The organism is Pseudoduganella albidiflava (genome assembly GCF_004322755.1).
Taxonomy (GTDB): Bacteria; Pseudomonadota; Gammaproteobacteria; order Burkholderiales; family Burkholderiaceae_D; genus Rugamonas; species Rugamonas albidiflava.
The window spans coordinates 3,584,765-3,601,538 of record NZ_CP036401.1; the positions used below are offsets into that span (position 1 = coordinate 3,584,765).

General features: G+C 66.1%; 6 protein-coding genes. 4 read left to right on the forward strand and 2 right to left on the reverse strand.

All coding sequences use genetic code 11. The annotated features are described in order from the left end of the window. The first annotated feature begins 263 nt into the window (after nt 1-263). The 4 genes from EYF70_RS14810 (at nt 264) to EYF70_RS14825 (ending at nt 8,441) form a co-directional block, all read left to right on the forward strand. Nucleotides 264-3,182, forward strand: coding sequence for a TonB-dependent receptor (locus EYF70_RS14810; RefSeq protein ID WP_131146099.1), 2,919 nt, complete (start codon nt 264-266; stop codon nt 3,180-3,182). A gap of 32 nt (nt 3,183-3,214) precedes the next feature. Next, on the forward strand, nt 3,215-4,816 hold the full coding sequence (locus EYF70_RS14815; RefSeq protein ID WP_218943789.1) for a family 43 glycosylhydrolase: 1,602 nt from the start codon (nt 3,215-3,217) through the stop codon (nt 4,814-4,816). 315 nt (nt 4,817-5,131) lie between these two features. Next, entirely contained in the window at nt 5,132-7,312 is a 2,181-nt protein-coding gene (locus EYF70_RS31625) for a S8 family serine peptidase (RefSeq protein ID WP_131146101.1), read from the forward strand. Between the two features lies 1 nt (nt 7,313). Beyond that, nucleotides 7,314-8,441: an MBL fold metallo-hydrolase gene (locus tag EYF70_RS14825; protein ID WP_165497671.1), complete on the forward strand. Its 1,128-nt coding sequence runs from the start codon at nt 7,314-7,316 to the stop codon at nt 8,439-8,441. 229 nt (nt 8,442-8,670) lie between these two features. On the opposite strand, the gene EYF70_RS14830 is transcribed toward EYF70_RS14825, so the two are convergent. Together EYF70_RS14830 and EYF70_RS14835 are read right to left on the reverse strand one after the other, a co-directional pair. After that, nucleotides 8,671-10,914 (reverse strand): family 1 glycosylhydrolase, encoded by a 2,244-nt coding sequence (locus tag EYF70_RS14830; protein WP_229420871.1) that lies wholly within the window; start codon nt 10,912-10,914, stop codon nt 8,671-8,673. A gap of 191 nt (nt 10,915-11,105) precedes the next feature. Then, complete coding sequence (locus EYF70_RS14835; RefSeq protein ID WP_131146103.1) at nt 11,106-16,724, reverse strand: beta strand repeat-containing protein; 5,619 nt, start codon at nt 16,722-16,724, stop codon at nt 11,106-11,108. Nucleotides 16,725-16,774: the final 50 nt, after the last annotated feature.

Below are 16,774 nucleotides of genomic sequence, written 5' to 3' on the forward strand. Positions count from 1 at the left end.
CAGAATCTCATGCGGCCCGACCAAATTCGCTGGACGCGGCGCCGCTCGCCATTCGCGAACTGAGCGAAATGCGCGCATGTTGAGCGAAGTTGACGCATAAAAATCATTAGGTTATCGTTTTCCTGTCTACCTATACGTTTTTGTTATTTGTCGAAGCAACCGCGCTCCGCAATGATGTATCCCGCACGCACCTCGCACGGTGCACGCAGCTGACGTACCAGCAAGCGTAGAGATCCGGAACAAAATCAGAACAGGAGACTTGGATGCACAGCAACAAAACCGCATTGAAACTGACAGCGATCGCCGCGGCCGTACTGGCGATGAGCCATGCCACGGCCAATGCACAGGCGCAGGAACCGGTAGCTGAAACACAAACCGTGGTCGTGACCGGCCTGCGCGCATCGCTGGAAAGCGCGCTCAATGCCAAGCGCACGGAAAACAGCATCGTCGACGTGGTGAAGGCCGAGGACATCGGCAAGTTCCCGGACACTAACCTGGCCGAATCGCTGCAGCGCGTGCCCGGCGTGGCGATCGACCGCGACGCCGGCGAAGGCCGCAGCATTACCGTGCGGGGCCTGGGGCAAGACTTCACCCGCGTGCGCATCAACGGCATCGAGGCGCTGGCCACCACCGGCGGCAGCGACAACAGCGGCGGCACCAACCGCGGCCGTGGCTTCGACTTCAACGTGTTTGCTTCGGAACTGTTCTCGTCGCTGACGGTGCGCAAGAGTTCCGCCGCCGAAGTGGAAGAAGGTTCGCTGGGCGCCACCGTCGACCTGCAGACCATGCGTCCGTTCGACCTGTCCAAGCGGGGCTTCAACGCCACCGCGATGCTGAAGGGCCGCTACAACGACCTGTCCGAGAAGTCCGACCCGCGCGGCGCGTTCATGATCTCGGACACCTTCAACAACAACACCATGGGCTACCTGGTCTCCGTGGCCTGGGGCAAGCGCAACCTGTACGAGGACGGCTTCTCCACGGGCCGCTGGGACAACGGCCCTTCGGTGGGCGGCTGGTGCGCGCCGATGGGCGTGGGCACGTCGACCTCGACCACCTGCGGCCCCACCACGCCCGGCTTCCCGGCCTCGCAGCGCCTTCCCGGCACGCCGGAAAACATCGCGGCCTACAATGCCGCCAGCGATCCGAACAATTACCACCCGCGCTTCCCCCGTTATGGCCGCATGGTCCACGAACAGGAACGCCTGGGCATCACCGGTTCGTTCGAATGGAAACCGCAGCGCGGCACGCGCCTGTCGCTGGACATGCTGTACGCCGACCTCGACGCCACCCGCGAGGAAAACTACATCGAGGGCTTCTCGTTCTCGCGCAACCTGAGCTCGGGCGGCAAGCCGCAGACCTCCGTGGTCGACGTGCAGTACGATGCGCTGGGCCGCATGACGTACGGCGTGTTCAACGGCGTGGATATCCGCTCCGAGTCGCGCTACGACGAAATGCAGACCAAGTTCTTCCAGCCCACGCTGAACCTGTCGCACCAGATCAACGAGGACTGGCGCCTGACCGCCGCGCTGGGCCACGCCAAGTCGAAGTTCGAGAACCCGATCCAGACCACCGTCACGCTGGATGCGCCGAACGTCAACGGCTACACGGTCGACTTCCGCGAGAACGGCCGCCTGCCGGTGATCACCTATCCGTTCGACGTCACCAAGGCTGGCGTGCTGGGCATCTACGGCGTGCCGGCCGGCGCCACGTCGGCCGCCAACGCGCTGCCGAGCGAGATCCGCATCCGCCCGGCCGGCACCGACAACACCAACGACGTGTTCAGCACCGACCTGGCGTGGCGCGCCACCGACACGTGGACCTTCAAGGGCGGCGTCAACCTGAAACGCTACAAGTTCAACACGTGGGAATCGCGCCGCGCCAACACGGCCGAAACGATCTACGGCCTGCCGGCCGGCACCGACGTGAACGGCCTGGCTTCTGTGCTGAGCGGGTTCGGCCCCGGCCAGGATCTGCCGGCGGGGAATGCCACCAGCTGGGTCATGCCGAACATCAAGGCCATCACCTCGCTGTACGATGCCTACTGCAACTGCCTGAAGACGGGACCGGCCGGCGGCCCGGGCGACTTCACGCTGACGTCGCTCTCCAACACGAGCGCTCGCGGCAACAACCGCGCCATCACCGAGCGCGATAACGGCGTGTACCTGCAGGGCGACTTCGATGCCGAACTGTGGGGCCTGCCGGTACGCGGCAATGTCGGCGGCCGCTACGTGAAGACCAAGCTGACCGCCACCGGCTACGTCGCCACCGGCGGCGGCACCCCGGTCACGGTGGAGAACGAGTACAACGACTTCCTGCCGGCCTTCAACGTCACCGCCAACGTGACGCCGGACTTCCTGGTGCGCCTGGCCGCGGCCAAGGTGATGTCGCGTCCTCCACTGGGCAACCTGAACCCGGGCGGCACGGTCAGCACCGTGGGCGCGCTGGGCATCTCGTCGGGCAACCCGCTGCTGGAACCGTTCCGCGCCAAGACCTTCGACGCCTCGTTCGAGTACTACTTCCCGAACAAGGCCTTCGTCGGCGTGGGCCTGTTCCAGAAGAACATCGCCAGCTACGTGCAGGGCGTGCGCGAATCGATGCCGTACAACCAGACCGGCCTGCCGCTGTCGCTGCTGCCGTCGAACTTCACCGGCACCGAGATGTTCGACGTGACGAGCTTCCGCAACACCCCGGGCGGCAAGCTGCGCGGCGTGGAGCTGAACTACCAGCAGCCGTTCACGTTCCTGCCGGCGTGGGGCCGCAACTTCGGCCTGATCGCCAACTACACCAAGGTATCGTCGAAGATCGACTACATCATCTCGGCCACCACCGCCAACAGCGGCACCGTGCGCAACGAGCTGGTGAACCTGTCGCCCAAGTCGTGGAACACCACGCTGTACTATGACGACGGCAAGTTCAGCGCCCGCCTGACCGGCGCCTACCGTTCCGCGTACCTGCAGACCGTGCCGGCGCAGAACAACAACGACGTCGCCGGCAAGAACGAGACCACCAACGTCGACCTGTCGCTGTCGTACAAGCTCAATGACAAGGTGGAGTTCACGTTCGAAGGCGTCAACCTCACCAACGAGTCGAGCGACCAGTACGTGGGCAGCGTGCGCAACAACGTGAACGTGCTGAACGTGACGGGCCGCGAGTACCTGCTCGGCGTGCGCTACAAGTTCTGACCGGGCCGCCGATGGTTTCCCGACGCGACGCAATGAAAACGGCGGGCCTCGGCTCGCTGCTGCTGGGAGCCGGCGCGCCGGCCCCGGCGGCGGCGGCCGCTGCCTGCGCGCCCGCCATCCCCGCCTGGGGCACCGGCTTCGAAGGCCAGCGCAAACCGGACCTGGGCAACGGCACCTTCCTCAATCCGATCGTGGCGGGCGACCGCCCCGATCCGTCGATCCTGAAGGACGGCGACGATTACTACATGACGTTTTCCACCTTCGACGCCTATCCCGGCCTGGTGATCTGGCATTCGAAGGACCTGGTCAACTGGCGGCCCGTGACGGCCACGCTGCACCGGAACATCGGTTCGGTGTGGGCGCCGGAACTGTGCAAGCACAAGGGCCGCTACTTCCTCTACATCCCGACCAAGAAGACCGCGGTGCCGGGCTCGAAAACCACGTCGTGGGTGATCTGGGCGGACCGGATCGAAGGGCCGTGGTCCGACCCGATCGACCTGGACCTGCCGCGCCACATCGACCCCGGCCACGCCGTGGGCGAAGACGGCTCGCGCTGGCTGTTCCTGTCCGGCGTGGACCGCGTGCGGCTGGCCGACGATGGCCTGTCGACGATCGGCAAGCCGGAAAAGGTGTACGAGCCGTGGCGCTATCCGGACGACTGGGAAGTGGAAGCCTTCTCGCCGGAAGGGCCGAAGGTGCTGCGCCATAACGGCTACTACTACCTGATCCTGGCGGTGGGCGGCACCTCGGGCCCGCCCACCGGCCACATGGTCATCGCCGCGCGCTCGAAGTCGATCGACGGGCCGTGGGAACACCACCCGCGCAACCCGCTGGTGCGCACCACGGACGTGGCCGAGAAATGGTGGTCGCGCGGCCATGCCACGCTGGTGCAGGGCCCGGCCGGCGACTGGTGGAGCGTTTACCACGGCTACGAGAACGGCTTCTGGACGCTGGGCCGGCAATGCCTGCTGGCGCCCGTCACGTGGTCGGCCGACGGCTGGCCGGACTTCGGCGGCGGCGACCTGGCGCAGCCGATCGCCAAGCCGGCCAAGGGCACCGGCGGTGGCGCGCAATCGCACGGCATGCCGCTGTCGGACGATTTTTCCACCGACAAGTACGGCATCCAGTGGAACTTCTTCAACCCCGCGCCGGACGAGTCGAAGCGGCTGATGCGCCGCAACGGCACGCTGCACCTGAAGGCGGCCGGCAAGATGCCGTCGGACTCGTCGCCGCTGGTGTTCGTGGTGCCCGACCAGGACTACGAAGTGGAGTGCGAGATCGAGGTGGATCCCGGCACCCGCGCCGGCCTGCTGCTGTTCTATGACCACAAGCTGTATTGCGGCATGGGCTTCGAGGAAAAGAACCTGGTGCTGCACCGCTACGGCACCGAGCACGGCCAGCCCGCCAATCCGTTCGGCAAGCGCGTGTTCCTGCGCATCCGCAACCGCCGGCACGTGGTCAGCATCCACCTGTCGGGCGACGGCAAGACGTGGACGCGGGGACCGCGCGGGTATGAAGTCTCCGGCTACCACCACAACGTGCGGGGCGGCTTCATGTCGCTGAAACCGGCGCTGTACGCGGCCGGCACCGGCGAGGCCCGCTTCCGCAACTTCCGGTACCGCGCCTTCGGCTGACGCCTCCCTCGCCGGCCTTGACAGCCGAGCCCGTGTCAGGGGGGCATTGCAGGGGTTTCGTGGTGCATCGCACCGCGCCTGCAATGCGGTGATCCCTTGCAAGGGATCACTCCTTCCATTGCAGGGGTTTCGTGGTGCATCGCACCGCGCCTGCAATGCGGTGATCCCTTGCAAGGGATCACTCCTTCCAGGCACGCTGACACGAGCTCGGCAGTTAAATATCGCGGAGCCGGCCCCACTTAATTCACCGCCGGTAGCGAGCCGTGACTACAATGTTGGTACTTCCCTTCCCGCGTCTGTCCCGTGGAGGTGCCCATGTCCGCCGAACCGTTCACGCCGCTGACGCCGCTGGCACGCGATCTCGCGTACATGCTGGTCTACGCCGGCTGCGCGCCCGAACCGGGCCGCTTCACCAGCGACCTGCCGATCGGCGCGGATGTATGGCTGCACTACGCGGCCGAGCTGCGCTTCGCGGGCACCGCGTCGCTGCTGCTGACCCCGCATAGCGACATCGACCCCGCCGCGCTGCGCCAGGCGATCGCCGCCTGCCATGCCGGTGCCTCGGCGGACGGCGCGCCACCCATCATCGCCTCGAACGAATCCCACCTGCTGGCTCGGCTCGACTTCTTCGCGCTGCTGCGCCTGCTGCCGCTGACGGCATGGTGGCGGCGCGGCATCGCCCCGGCGGAACGCCTGGAAACTGCGGTGCTGCGCGGCGACGGCACGGCGCAGGCGCTGGGCCGGCACGTGCTGGACCACCTGCAATCGGTGGAGACCATCGGCCGCTTCAAGGACGTGGGCCGGCTGGTGATCGACGAGGTCGCCGGCCCGGGCGGCGAACGGCCGGCCGATGCCGGGCGCGGCGCGCTGGTCCGCCTGGTCAACGTGGCGGCGCTGTACGTGGGCCTGGGCCTGCTCGGCGTCACGCGCGACAGCATCGGCGACACCGCTCTGCAGGCGAACATCCTGGCCGCAAGCCGCGCCGTGCTGCGCGTGCTGGCAAGTTGCTGCGAAGATGCCCGCGCGGCACCGCCCGGTGCAAAGAAGATCGCGGGCACCAGCGCGGTGTCCGATGCGCTGCCGGATGCCGTGCCGCCGCTGTGGCACATCGCCCGCAACCGCCCTGCCCGCCACGCGGTCACCAGGAGCCGCATGACGGTGAAGGCCGATGCCGCCAGCCGCGTGTTCGATACGGGCGGGCGCGGCGTGCGCTGGGCCATCGTCGATTCCGGCATCGATGCCGGCCACCCCGCATTCGTCCGCACCACGCCGCCCGATGGTGCGCGCCGGCCGGGCGGGCGGCCGGCCGGCGGCGATCCCGCTACCGGTGATCCCGCCAGTAAGAATCCGGGCGGTGACAATCCGGGCGGTGACAATCCCGCCAAAGACGATCCGGCCAAAGACGATCCGGCCAATGACGACCTGGCCAGCGACGATCGCGACCCGCGGCGCTCGCGCATCGTGCGCACCCTCGACTTCACGCGCCTCGCCGACCTCACCGCCGGCACGCTCCCGAAAGCGGTCATGGCGCGCCTTGCCCGCCATCCCGGCGGCGCGGCGCTGCTGGAACGGGCCGGCCGCATCGCCCGCTACCTGGCCGATGGCCGCATGCTGGACTGGTCGCTGCTCGAACCGCTGCTCGACGTGCCGCACGCGCCCGGCGACTATGAAGCGCCGGCCGACAGCCACGGCACCCATGTCGCCGGCATCCTCGGCGCCGGCTGGCATGGCCGCGCCTACCTGGAGCGGGGCCTGCCCCTGCCCGCCGAGCTGGCGGACAGCACCGACCTGCTGGGCATGTGCCCGGCGATCGAACTACTCGACCTGCGCGTGTTCGACAGCGACGGCAACGCCGACGAATTCACCATCCTCGCGGCGCTGCAATACGTGCGCTACCTGAACGGCAGCCGCGACCGGCAATATGTGCATGGCCTGAACATCAGCCTGTCGCTGCACCATTCGGTGCGCAGCTACGGCTGCGGCAGCACGCCGGTCTGCCTGGAGTGCAACCGGCTGGTCGGCAGCGGCGTGGTGGTGGTGGCGGCCGCGGGCAACTTCGGTTTCGACGAAGCCTACGCGCGCACCAGCCTGGGCGGCGCGTACCGCGGCCAGAGCCTCACGGACCCCGGCAATGCGCAGGCCGTGATCACCGTCGGCGCCACGCACCGGAGCGATCCGCACCAGTTTGGCGTGTCGTACTTTTCCAGCCGCGGCCCCACCGGCGACGGCCGCGCCAAGCCGGACCTGGTCGCCCCCGGCGAGAAGATCACGTCCACGGTGCCGCACGGGAAGACGGCCACGATGGATGGCACCAGCATGGCCGCGCCCCACGTGTCCGGCGTGGCGGCGCTGCTGCTGGCCCGCCATCCCGAGCTGATGGGCCATCCGGACCGCGTCAAGGCGATCCTGCGCGATTCGGCCACGGACCTGGGCCGCGAGCCATCGTTCCAGGGCCGCGGCCTGGTCGATGCCTTGCGCGCGCTGCAGGCGGTATGACATGGCCGCCCTGTTTTCCCTGGAAGCGCTGGATGCCGCCGAGGGCGATGCACTGATCCTGCACTATGGCGACAGCGCGGCGCCGCGCCACCTGCTGATCGACGGCGGCCCGCGCGCCACCTGGCAACGCACGCTGCGCCCGCGCCTGGCGCAGATCGGCGAGCGGCTGGGCGAGCTGCCGCTGGAACTGCGCCATATCCTCGTCACGCACCTGGACGGCGACCATATCGGCGGCGTGCTGGCGCTGGCCGAAAGCCTCGGCGCGGAAGACTGTCCGGCCCAGTGCGACCGGTTCTGGCTCAACACCTTCGATGCCTCGCTGCTGGACCACCTGCCGGCACCGGCGCAGGCCGCCCTGGCGTCGCTCGATGGCCATGCGCGCCCCGCCAGCCTGCAGGCGCTGGAGGCCAGCGTGCGCCAGGGCCAGGGATTGCTGGAACAGATCGCGCGCCTGCAGGCGGCCATCAACGGCGGCGTCACATCGCTGGTCGCCGAGGGCGGCGCGACGATGCTGCCGCTCGACCTCGGCGTGCTGGACGTGCAGCTGGTCTGCCCGAACCTGGCGCACCTGCGCAAGCTGGCCATCGAGTGGGAACGCAAGACCGTGCAGGATGCCGCCGCCACGGCCGCCTATGTGGACAGGTCGGTGTTCAACCTGTCCAGCCTGGTACTGGTCGTCACCGCGCGCGGACCGCGCGGCAGGCGCGCGCGCATGCTGCTCACGGGCGATGCGCGCGGCGACCACATACTGGCGGGCCTGGAGGAAGCCGGTTTCCTGGATGAAAACGGCCAGGTGTTCTTCGACCTGCTGAAGGTGCCGCACCACGGCAGCGACCGCAACCTGGCGCCGGAATTCTTCCACCGCGTCCAAGCGCGCCACTACGTGATCTCGGCCGATGGCCGGCACGACAATCCGGCGTCGGAAACGCTGGTGTGGATCGCCGACGGCGCGCGCCGGCGCGGCTGGCGCGTGTGGCTGACCAACCGCAGCAACCCGCTGCGGCCGGCGCTGGCCGCCAACATCGCCGCCGCCGTGGCCGCCGCGCCGCAACTGAAAACACGCCTGCGCACGCGAGGCCGCGACCAGACGGGTGTCATGATCGACCTGCTGGCCGCGGTGGACTATTGAACGGCTGTCCTTCTTGGCCTGATGCCGTGACGTTATGTGTTAGCCAACTCCGTGAAAGCGCATGCATTCACCCCAAAAGCGAACGGCTGGGGTCAGACCCGCCGGGTCTGACCCCGGAACTTGCACTTGGGTGGGCTTTGCAAAACGGCATTCCCTCCTTGCCCAGTCGCAGCCTTGCAAGGCTGCGCCGTTCGGAAGGGGCGGAGCGGTGCTCCGCGAAACCCCTTCCTCACCCACGCCCTGCTCGGGGCACGCTGCGCCGCTCCACGGCCTGGGCCTGGCTGGCGGCGGCGAAGCGGGCCAGCGCGTAGTCCAGCGAGGGCAGCAACGCTCCGCGCCGCGTCTCCAGCATCGGCACCGGTTGCGCGTCGTTGGCGGCATCCTGCACCAGCATCGTACCCAGTCCCAGCAGCTGCGCGGCACGGGCCACCAGGTCCACGGCCGCCACGCCGCCGTGGTTGCTCAAGTGCCAGATACCCTGTTCGCCATCGACGGCGAGGTCCAGGCAAGCGTCCACCAGGTCCGGCAGGTAGCTCGGCGCCAGTGCCAGGTCGGGCGGGATGGCCACCGGCTGCCCGTCGCGCAGCGATGCCAGCGCCTGGCCCAGCAGGCCGACGTCGCCGTCCGCACTGAAGAACTGCCCGCTGCGCACGATCAGCGAACGGGGATTGGCACCCTGCACGCGGCGCTCGGCTTCGGCCTGGCATGCGCCGAAGGCATCGAGCGGCACCGGAACGGCCGCCTCGTCGCGCCGGCCCTCGACCCCGGCCAGCACCGCCGTGCTGGAGAACATCTGGTACGGCAACCCGTGCCGCGCGGCCGCCAGGGCCAGCACGACGGCACCGGCGACATGGGCACGGTACTGCTCATCCGTCTGGCCCACGTCGGCCATGCCCGGCGCCGGCGGGCGGCACCCCGCCGCGTTGACGATGGCCCACGGCCGGTGCTGGCGGATCATGCGCTCGACCGCCGCGGGATCGGTGGCATCCATCATGTCGCGGCCGGCCAGCACGCACGGCAGGTTGCGCGCCTTGCAGCGGGCGGCGAAAGCCCGCGCCAGGGCCCCGCTGGCCCCGGCTACCAGGATCGGCGGCATCACCGCCCTGGCCTGCTGGCGCTCGGTCAGCGATGCCGTCACGGCGGGCGCCGCCACGGGCTGGCACAGGAAGCGCCCCGGCCGGTGCCACCAGCCGCTGCCATGCAGGACCGGGTGATCCAGCCGGCGCCCGCTCGACAGCCGGCGCATCAGGTCGGCCACGGCGGTCGGCCGCGGTTCGGCGCCGCGCACGTCGAACGGGCCGGGTTCGTAGTAGCCATGGCAAGCCGTCACCAGGCAGTTCCAGTCATAAGAGCCCAGCAGCGCCCACACGGTGACGGCGCGGATGTCGGCGCCGTCATCGCGCTGTGCCTGCGCGGCCTGCCAGATTTCCCGCAGCCAGCGCAGCTGGTCTTCGCGGTGGGCGTCGATGTGCGCCTCGGTGATCGCCACCGGCAGTTTGTAGCGCTCCCAGACTTCCCCGAGCAGCGGGCCGATGCCGCGCGTGGGGTTGGCCAGTACGCGCGCGGTTTCCATGTCCGCATGGCGCACACCCTTGTACTCGTGCACGTGGCTGTCCGGGAAGCGTTCGACCCGGTGGTCGAGCCAGCGTTCACTGGTGATGTAGTAATTGACGCCGATGATGTCCGGCGGGCACGGGTTGTCGCGGAACCACTGCAGCTCAGCCGGATCGGCGCCGGACTTCAGCATGAAGTCGTACAGCGCATGTTCCGGACCGACCATGCCGCACAGCAGGTCCCACGACAGCCAGCGGCGTTCGTTGAAGAAGTCGACCAGTTCGGCCATCTCGGGCGTGCCATAGGTGCGCGACAGGTCGTCCGTCTGTACCAGCTTGGCATCGGGATTGACGGCGCGGATCGCCCGCATCGCCAGGATGGTGGCGCGGCACTGGTTCAGCAGCGCCCGCACGAACGACTGTTCCGACCGCGCGTGGGGGTACCACACCCCGGACAGCGCGGAGAACCGGGCAGTCGTCAACGGCTCGTTGACCGGCGTGTAGTACGTCAGCCACGGATAGCGTTGCGCGACGGCGCCGGCGAACTCGGCCAGCTTCTCGGCAAAGCACGGCGACACCAGGCTGGTGTGCATCGGCCCGCTGCCGTGGTGCACCAGGCCGGCAATCGGTTCCACGCCCAGGTCGCGCAGGCGCGGCAGCCGCGCATCCGACCACGACCAGTCCGCCTTGTCCACGCCGTCCGGCGCGGTGCGTTCCCACAGCACGGGATAGCGCACCGCGCGGATACCGAGCGAGGCGAAACGGTCGATGTCATCGAGGCGGTCGATGTGGCCGTTGCGTTCCATCTGGCTGAAGTACTGGTCCGACACGCGGTTGATCGTGCATTCGAGGCCGCCCCACAGCTCGAGCGCCGTGGAACCGGTGGCGGGGGATGCAGGACTGTTCGTGTCATGGCTCATGTTTTCTCTCCAGTGTTGATCCGCCCCTAGCTTAGAACTGCACGGTACAGGCTGGCGTGGGTGGAGAGAGAACAGGTTTGTCGGACAAAACCTCGTGCTGCGGCGCGGAAGAATCCTATAAACGCTGACAAGAAACTGTCATTTACACGGATCTTCCGCCATCTGGTTGTTTTAGAAGTATCCAGACAATGCTAGGCAACGAAGACGCAATCGCTGGCAGCCAGGCCCGGTGTGCCGACCAGCGCGGCGATCCCGGTGAGCTCCGGAGCGGAAACTTCGGCATCGCCGCCCGTGGACCGGAACAGGAAGACCGCGCTGTCGATACCGTTGTCCACGACAAACAGGGCCGTGGCTCCCTCACGGTACGCGCTCGCCGCGGCGCCGATCTGGGCTGCCGCTTTCCCGGCAGTGATTTCTCCGTCGATGTCGGCCGTCAGGATGACCAGTTCGGCGGAAGCCTTGAAGCCGCCGGGCGCTGCCGAGACCACCGCGCCTTCGACGGAGCGGTCGCCGTCGCCGATCCGGATGCCGCCCTGTGCGATACGCAGCTTGTCGGACCGGGTCACGAAATCGGTGACCGTATCCAGGCTGCCGCCATCGTTGAAGACAAAGGCATCCGCCCCCGCGCCGCCGGACAGCACATCGCGGCCGGTTCCCCCTCCCAGCGTATCGTTACCGGCCCCGCCGGCGAGCGAGTCGTCGCCGGCACCGCCTTCGATGGCGTTGGCCGCCGCGTTGCCGGTCAACGTGTTGGCGAGTGCGTTGCCCGCCAGGTTGATGGCCCTGTTCGCCGTCACGGCGATGGCGGCATGTTCCACGTTGGCGGCGAGCGCATAGGTACCGCCGCCGGTGAATGCGACCCGCACCTGGTCGATCCCCGCGCCGGCATCTTCGAGCACGACGTCGCCGGCGGCGCTGATCACGTAGGTATCGTCGCCAAGGCCGCCGGTCATGGTGTCGTTCCCGGCCAGCCCATCGAGCGTGTCGTTGCCGCCGGTGCCGGTGATGACATCGTTGGCGACGCTGGCAACGTTGGCGTGCACGTCGGCCACGTCGCGCACGCCGTCCGCGAACTGCAGGCGTTCCACGTTGCGCAGGGTGACCGATTCGCCCGTCGCCGCGTTGACCAGCAGCGTATCCGTCGCGGTCGGCCGGCTGCGCACATAGTCGGCGAACCCGCCGGCCAGTTGCGCGGTGTCCGTGCCGGTGCCGCCGTCGACGACGTCGATGCCCGTGCCGGGCAGCAGCACGTCGTCGCCCGCACCGCCGTTCAGCCGGTCGTTGCCGGCGCCTCCGGAAATTTCGTTGGCCAGCGCGTTACCGGTGCCGTTGAATGTGCCGGCACCCGTGTAGCGCAGGTTCTCCACGTTGGCGCCCAGCGTATACGCGGCCGCCGATACATCGACGCGGTCGATGCCGCCATTCGCCGCCTCGGTGACGGCATCGGCCGCCACGTCGACCACGTACACATCGTCGCCCGCGCCGCCGGCCAGCGAATCCGCGCCGGCGCCACCGGCCAGCGTGTCGTCGCCCTCGGCGCCGACCAGGGTATTCGCGCCGGCATTCCCGGTCAGCAGGTTATCGAGCCCGTTGCCCGTCACGGTCACGGCTTTCGAGCTGGCCGCGACTGTCGCGTTCTCGACGTTCGCGGCCAGCACGAACTTGCCGGCCACGGCAAACGCCACCTGCACCGAGTCATTGCCTTCGCCGGCCGCTTCGACGATCACGTCGCCGGCGGCGCTGACGACGTACAGATCGTCACCGTCGCCGCCGGACAGGGTGTCGTTGCCCAGCGCGCCGTCGAGCGTGTCGTCGTCCGCCGTGCCGACCAGCAGGTCGTTGCCGGCGCCGACGAGGTTGACGGTGACTTCGGCCAGCGTCCTGGCGCCATCGGTGAAGATTACCTGCTCGACGTTGCGCAGCGTGACGTCCTCGCCGGTCATGGCATTGACCAGGCGGGTGTCGACGGTGGTGGTGCGCTGGCGGACGTAATCGCTGAATGCGCCCAGCACGAACGCGGTATCGGTGCCTGTGCCACCGTCAACAGTGTCGGTGCCGGTGCCGGCGACCAGCAGGTCGCTGCCGTCGCCACCGGACAGCGAGTCGTTACCGGCCGCGCCATCGAGGATGTCGTCCCCGCCGGCGCCGGACAGCTTGTCGTTGCCGCCGCGGCCCGTGATGCCATTGGCCAGCGCATTGCCGGTGCCATTGAAGGCTGCGCTGCCGTTGTAGCGCAGCATCTCCACATTCGCGCCGAGCGTATATTTCGTCGCCACCGTTTCCACAGTGTCGTAGCCGGCGCCCACGGCTTCGGTGACCGTATCCGTGGCAGCCTCGACGATATACAGATCATCGCCCGCGCCGCCGGCCAGCGTGTCCCTGCCGGCGCCGCCATCAAGGGTGTCGTTGCCGGCACCGCCGGCCAGGGTGTTGGCGGCGGCGTTGCCGGACAGGCGGTTGTCGAGGGTATTGCCGGTGATATGGACTTTGACCAATGCCGTCGCGGTGACGACTGCGTTCTCGACATTGGCGGCAAGCTGGTACGTTGCCGCGGTCTTGAAGCCCAGCAAGGCTGTATCGTTACCGCCGCCAGCCAGTTCAGTAATTACATCCCCGATCGTGTCAAGGACATAGGTATCGTCTCCTGTTCCGCCGACCAAGGTGTCATTGCCAATGCCCCCGTCGAGCGTGTCGTTGCCGCCTTGTCCAAGCAGTACATCATTTGTCGAACCGCCGACCAGCGTATCGCTGCCATCGGTTCCGGTCGACGTGGAGTGATCTTCGGGGCCATCGTTCTGGCGAACCGCGGCTATCGTCTTGGTTCCGTCGGCGAAGCCCACCATCTCGATATTGCGAAGCGAAATACTTTCACCAGTCTTGAAGTTGACGAGCCCAGTCTCGTCAGCCGACAACGCGATACGCGCATAAGATTCGAACTTTCCGGCCACCTTCAGCGTATCGACGCCGATTCCTCCATCCACAAAGTCTTGCCCGCTGCCCGCGTCGAGCGTGTCGTCCCCTGCTTCTCCGGACAGCGTGTCATTTCCTGCCTCTCCCTTCAGTACGTTTGCACCATCGTTTCCGGTGATGACGTTGGCTCCGGCATTGCCCGTCCCATCGTGGGCGCTGCCCTGCAGCTGCAAGTCTTCCACGTTGTTCGCAAGTGTGAAGTTCACTGTCGCGATGACTTTATCGCGGCCTTCGCCGGTGATCTCGACGACTACGTCTGCAACATCGTCTGCGTAATAGACGTCGTCACCTGAACCGCCAGACATGCTGTCGCCGCCGCTTCCGCCATCCAGGGTATCGTTGCCTGCCAGGCCGGAAATGGTGTCGAACCCTGGTCCGCCAGATAGCATGTCGTCAGTTGGGGTACCACTGATGGCCAATGCCTCGGCAACATTGCTGACCATCTCTGCAGCTTTGACGTTCAGGAGAGTCAACACAGTGTGATACGTTGCATTCAGCCCGGAAGCACCGTCGGAATCGAATTGGAGCAGTGTGTCAGCACCGTCCTGCACCAAACGCAGAAAACCCTGGTCGGCCGCGAACGGGTTACCGCCGCTGTAATCGCCGTTGCTGGCGCTTTGCTCCAGCAGTTCCGTGATATCAATGCGGTCGCCCCCTGCTCCGGCAGCGAAATCGGTTACCGTAAAGGGACCTGTAGCATTACCGCTGATGAACCTGAACGTATCCGTGCCGGCTCCACCTGTCAGAACGACCGCTGGATCGGCAGCCCAGGAATATGAGCTGATATACAAAGAAAAAAGATCGTCGCCATCGCCTCCATCGGCCTGGATACTCTGGAACGTGTCCGAACCGTAGCTCCAGAGGCTGAAGCGGTCATTGCCAGCGCCACCGGCAAGCGTATCCTGCCCATTTCCGACGTTAACCTCGAGGTAATCATTTCCGGCGCCAGCGTCGATCACATCGTTGCCAGCCGCGCCATCTATGCTGTCATTTCCTTGGCCTCCGAGGATCGTATCGTTCCCCGCGCCGCCATTTAGGCTGTCCCCGTAGTCGTAATAGATTTCGCCGGATTCGTCGCCTCCAGCGATAAGATCATCGCCGCCGCTTCCATTGATAGTGTCACTTCCCGCACCGCCGGTGATCGTATCGTCGGAGCTACTGCCATTGAGCAAATCATTGTCGCCAGTTCCAGCTAGCACCAACCCTGGCACCGCGGTTCCATCGGGGCTGATACCACCGACAACATTTTCCGCTGAAAACTCAGTCGCATTGGTATTTTGCAGCGTCATGACGGTCTGAAAGGCCTGACTCTTGCCGGCGACACCGTCGAAATCGTATTGGAGCAGTGTGTCAGCACCGTCCTGCACCAAACGCAGGAAACCTTGGTCGGCCGCGAACGGGTTACCGCCGCTGTAGTCGCCGTTGCTGGCGCTTTGCTCCAGCAATTCCGTGATATCAATGCGGTCGCCCCCTGCTCCGGCAGCGAAATCGGTTACCGTAAAGGGACCTGTAGCATTACCGCTGATGAACCTGAACGTATCCGTGCCGGCTCCACCTGTCAGCACGACCGCTGGATCGGCAGCCCAGGAATATGAGCTGATATACAAAGAAAAAAGATCGTCGCCATCGCCTCCATTGGCCTCGATACTCTGGAACGTGTCCGAACCGTAGCTCCAGAGGCTGAAGCGGTCATTGCCAGCGCCACCGACAAGCGTATCCTGCCCATTTCCGACGTTAACCTCGAGGTAATCATTTCCGGCGCCAGCGTCGATCACATCGTTGCCAGCCGCGCCATCTATGCTGTCATTTCCTTGGCCTCCGAGGATCGTATCGTTCCCCGCGCCGCCATTTAGGCTGTCCCCGTAGTCGTAATAGATTTCGCCGGATTCGTCGCCTCCAGCGATAAGATCATCGCCGCCGCTTCCATTGATAGTGTCACTTCCCGCACCGCCGGTGATCGTATCGTCGGAGCTACTGCCATTGAGCAAATCATTGTCGCCAGTTCCAGCTAGCACCAACCCTGGCACCGCGGTTCCATCGGGGCTGATACCACCGACAACATTTTCCGCTGAAAACTCAGTCGCATTGGTATTTTGCAGCGTCATGGCGGTCTGAAAGGCCTGACTCTTGCCGGCGACACCGTCGAAATCGTATTGGAGCAGTGTGTCAGCACCGTCCTGCACCAAACGCAGGAAACCTTGGTCGGCCGCGAACGGGTTACCGCCGCTGTAGTCGCCGTTGCTGGCGCTTTGCTCCAGCAATTCCGTGATATCAATGCGGTCGCCCCCTGCTCCGGCAGCGAAATCGGTTACCGTAAAGGGACCTGTAGCATTACCGCTGATGAACCTGAACGTATCCGTACCGGCTCCACCTGTCAGAACGACCGCTGGATCGGCAGCCCAGGAATATGAGCTGATATACAAAGAAAAAAGATCGTCGCCATCGCCTCCATTGGCCTGGATACTCTGGAACGTGTCCGAACCGTAGCTCCAGAGGCTGAAGCGGTCATTGCCAGCGCCACCGGCAAGCGTATCCTGCCCATTTCCGACGTTAACCTCGAGGTAGTCATTTCCTGCGCCAGCGTCGATCACATCGTCGCCAGCCGCGCCATCTATGCTGTCATTTCCTTGGCCTCCGAGGATCGTATCGTTCCCCGCGCCGCCATTTAGGCTATCTCCGTAATCAGCATAATATCCACCGGATTCATCACCACCTTCTATCAGGTCATCGCCGCCGCCTCCGTCAATGGTGTCGCTTCCTGCACCGCCGATGAGAACGTCGTTGTCAAATGTACCGAGTAAATTGTCTTCGGCTGCGGTGCCGGTAATTGTGTTGGCCATCAAGCGTGTTTATAGATGAGAAGATATTAAGGATCGATTTATGCTACTGA

Excerpts from the sequence above, each read along its gene's own strand:
- EYF70_RS14835 (WP_131146103.1), bottom strand. The coding sequence starts at position 16,724 with ATGGCCAACACAATTACCGGCACCGCAGCCGAAGACAATTTACTCGGT.
- EYF70_RS14825 (WP_165497671.1), top strand. The coding sequence starts at position 7,314 with ATGGCCGCCCTGTTTTCCCTGGAAGCGCTGGATGCCGCCGAGGGCGAT.
- EYF70_RS14810 (WP_131146099.1), top strand. The coding sequence starts at position 264 with ATGCACAGCAACAAAACCGCATTGAAACTGACAGCGATCGCCGCGGCC.
- EYF70_RS14815 (WP_218943789.1), top strand. The coding sequence starts at position 3,215 with ATGAAAACGGCGGGCCTCGGCTCGCTGCTGCTGGGAGCCGGCGCGCCG.
- EYF70_RS31625 (WP_131146101.1), top strand. The coding sequence starts at position 5,132 with ATGTCCGCCGAACCGTTCACGCCGCTGACGCCGCTGGCACGCGATCTC.
- EYF70_RS14830 (WP_229420871.1), bottom strand. The coding sequence starts at position 10,914 with ATGAGCCATGACACGAACAGTCCTGCATCCCCCGCCACCGGTTCCACG.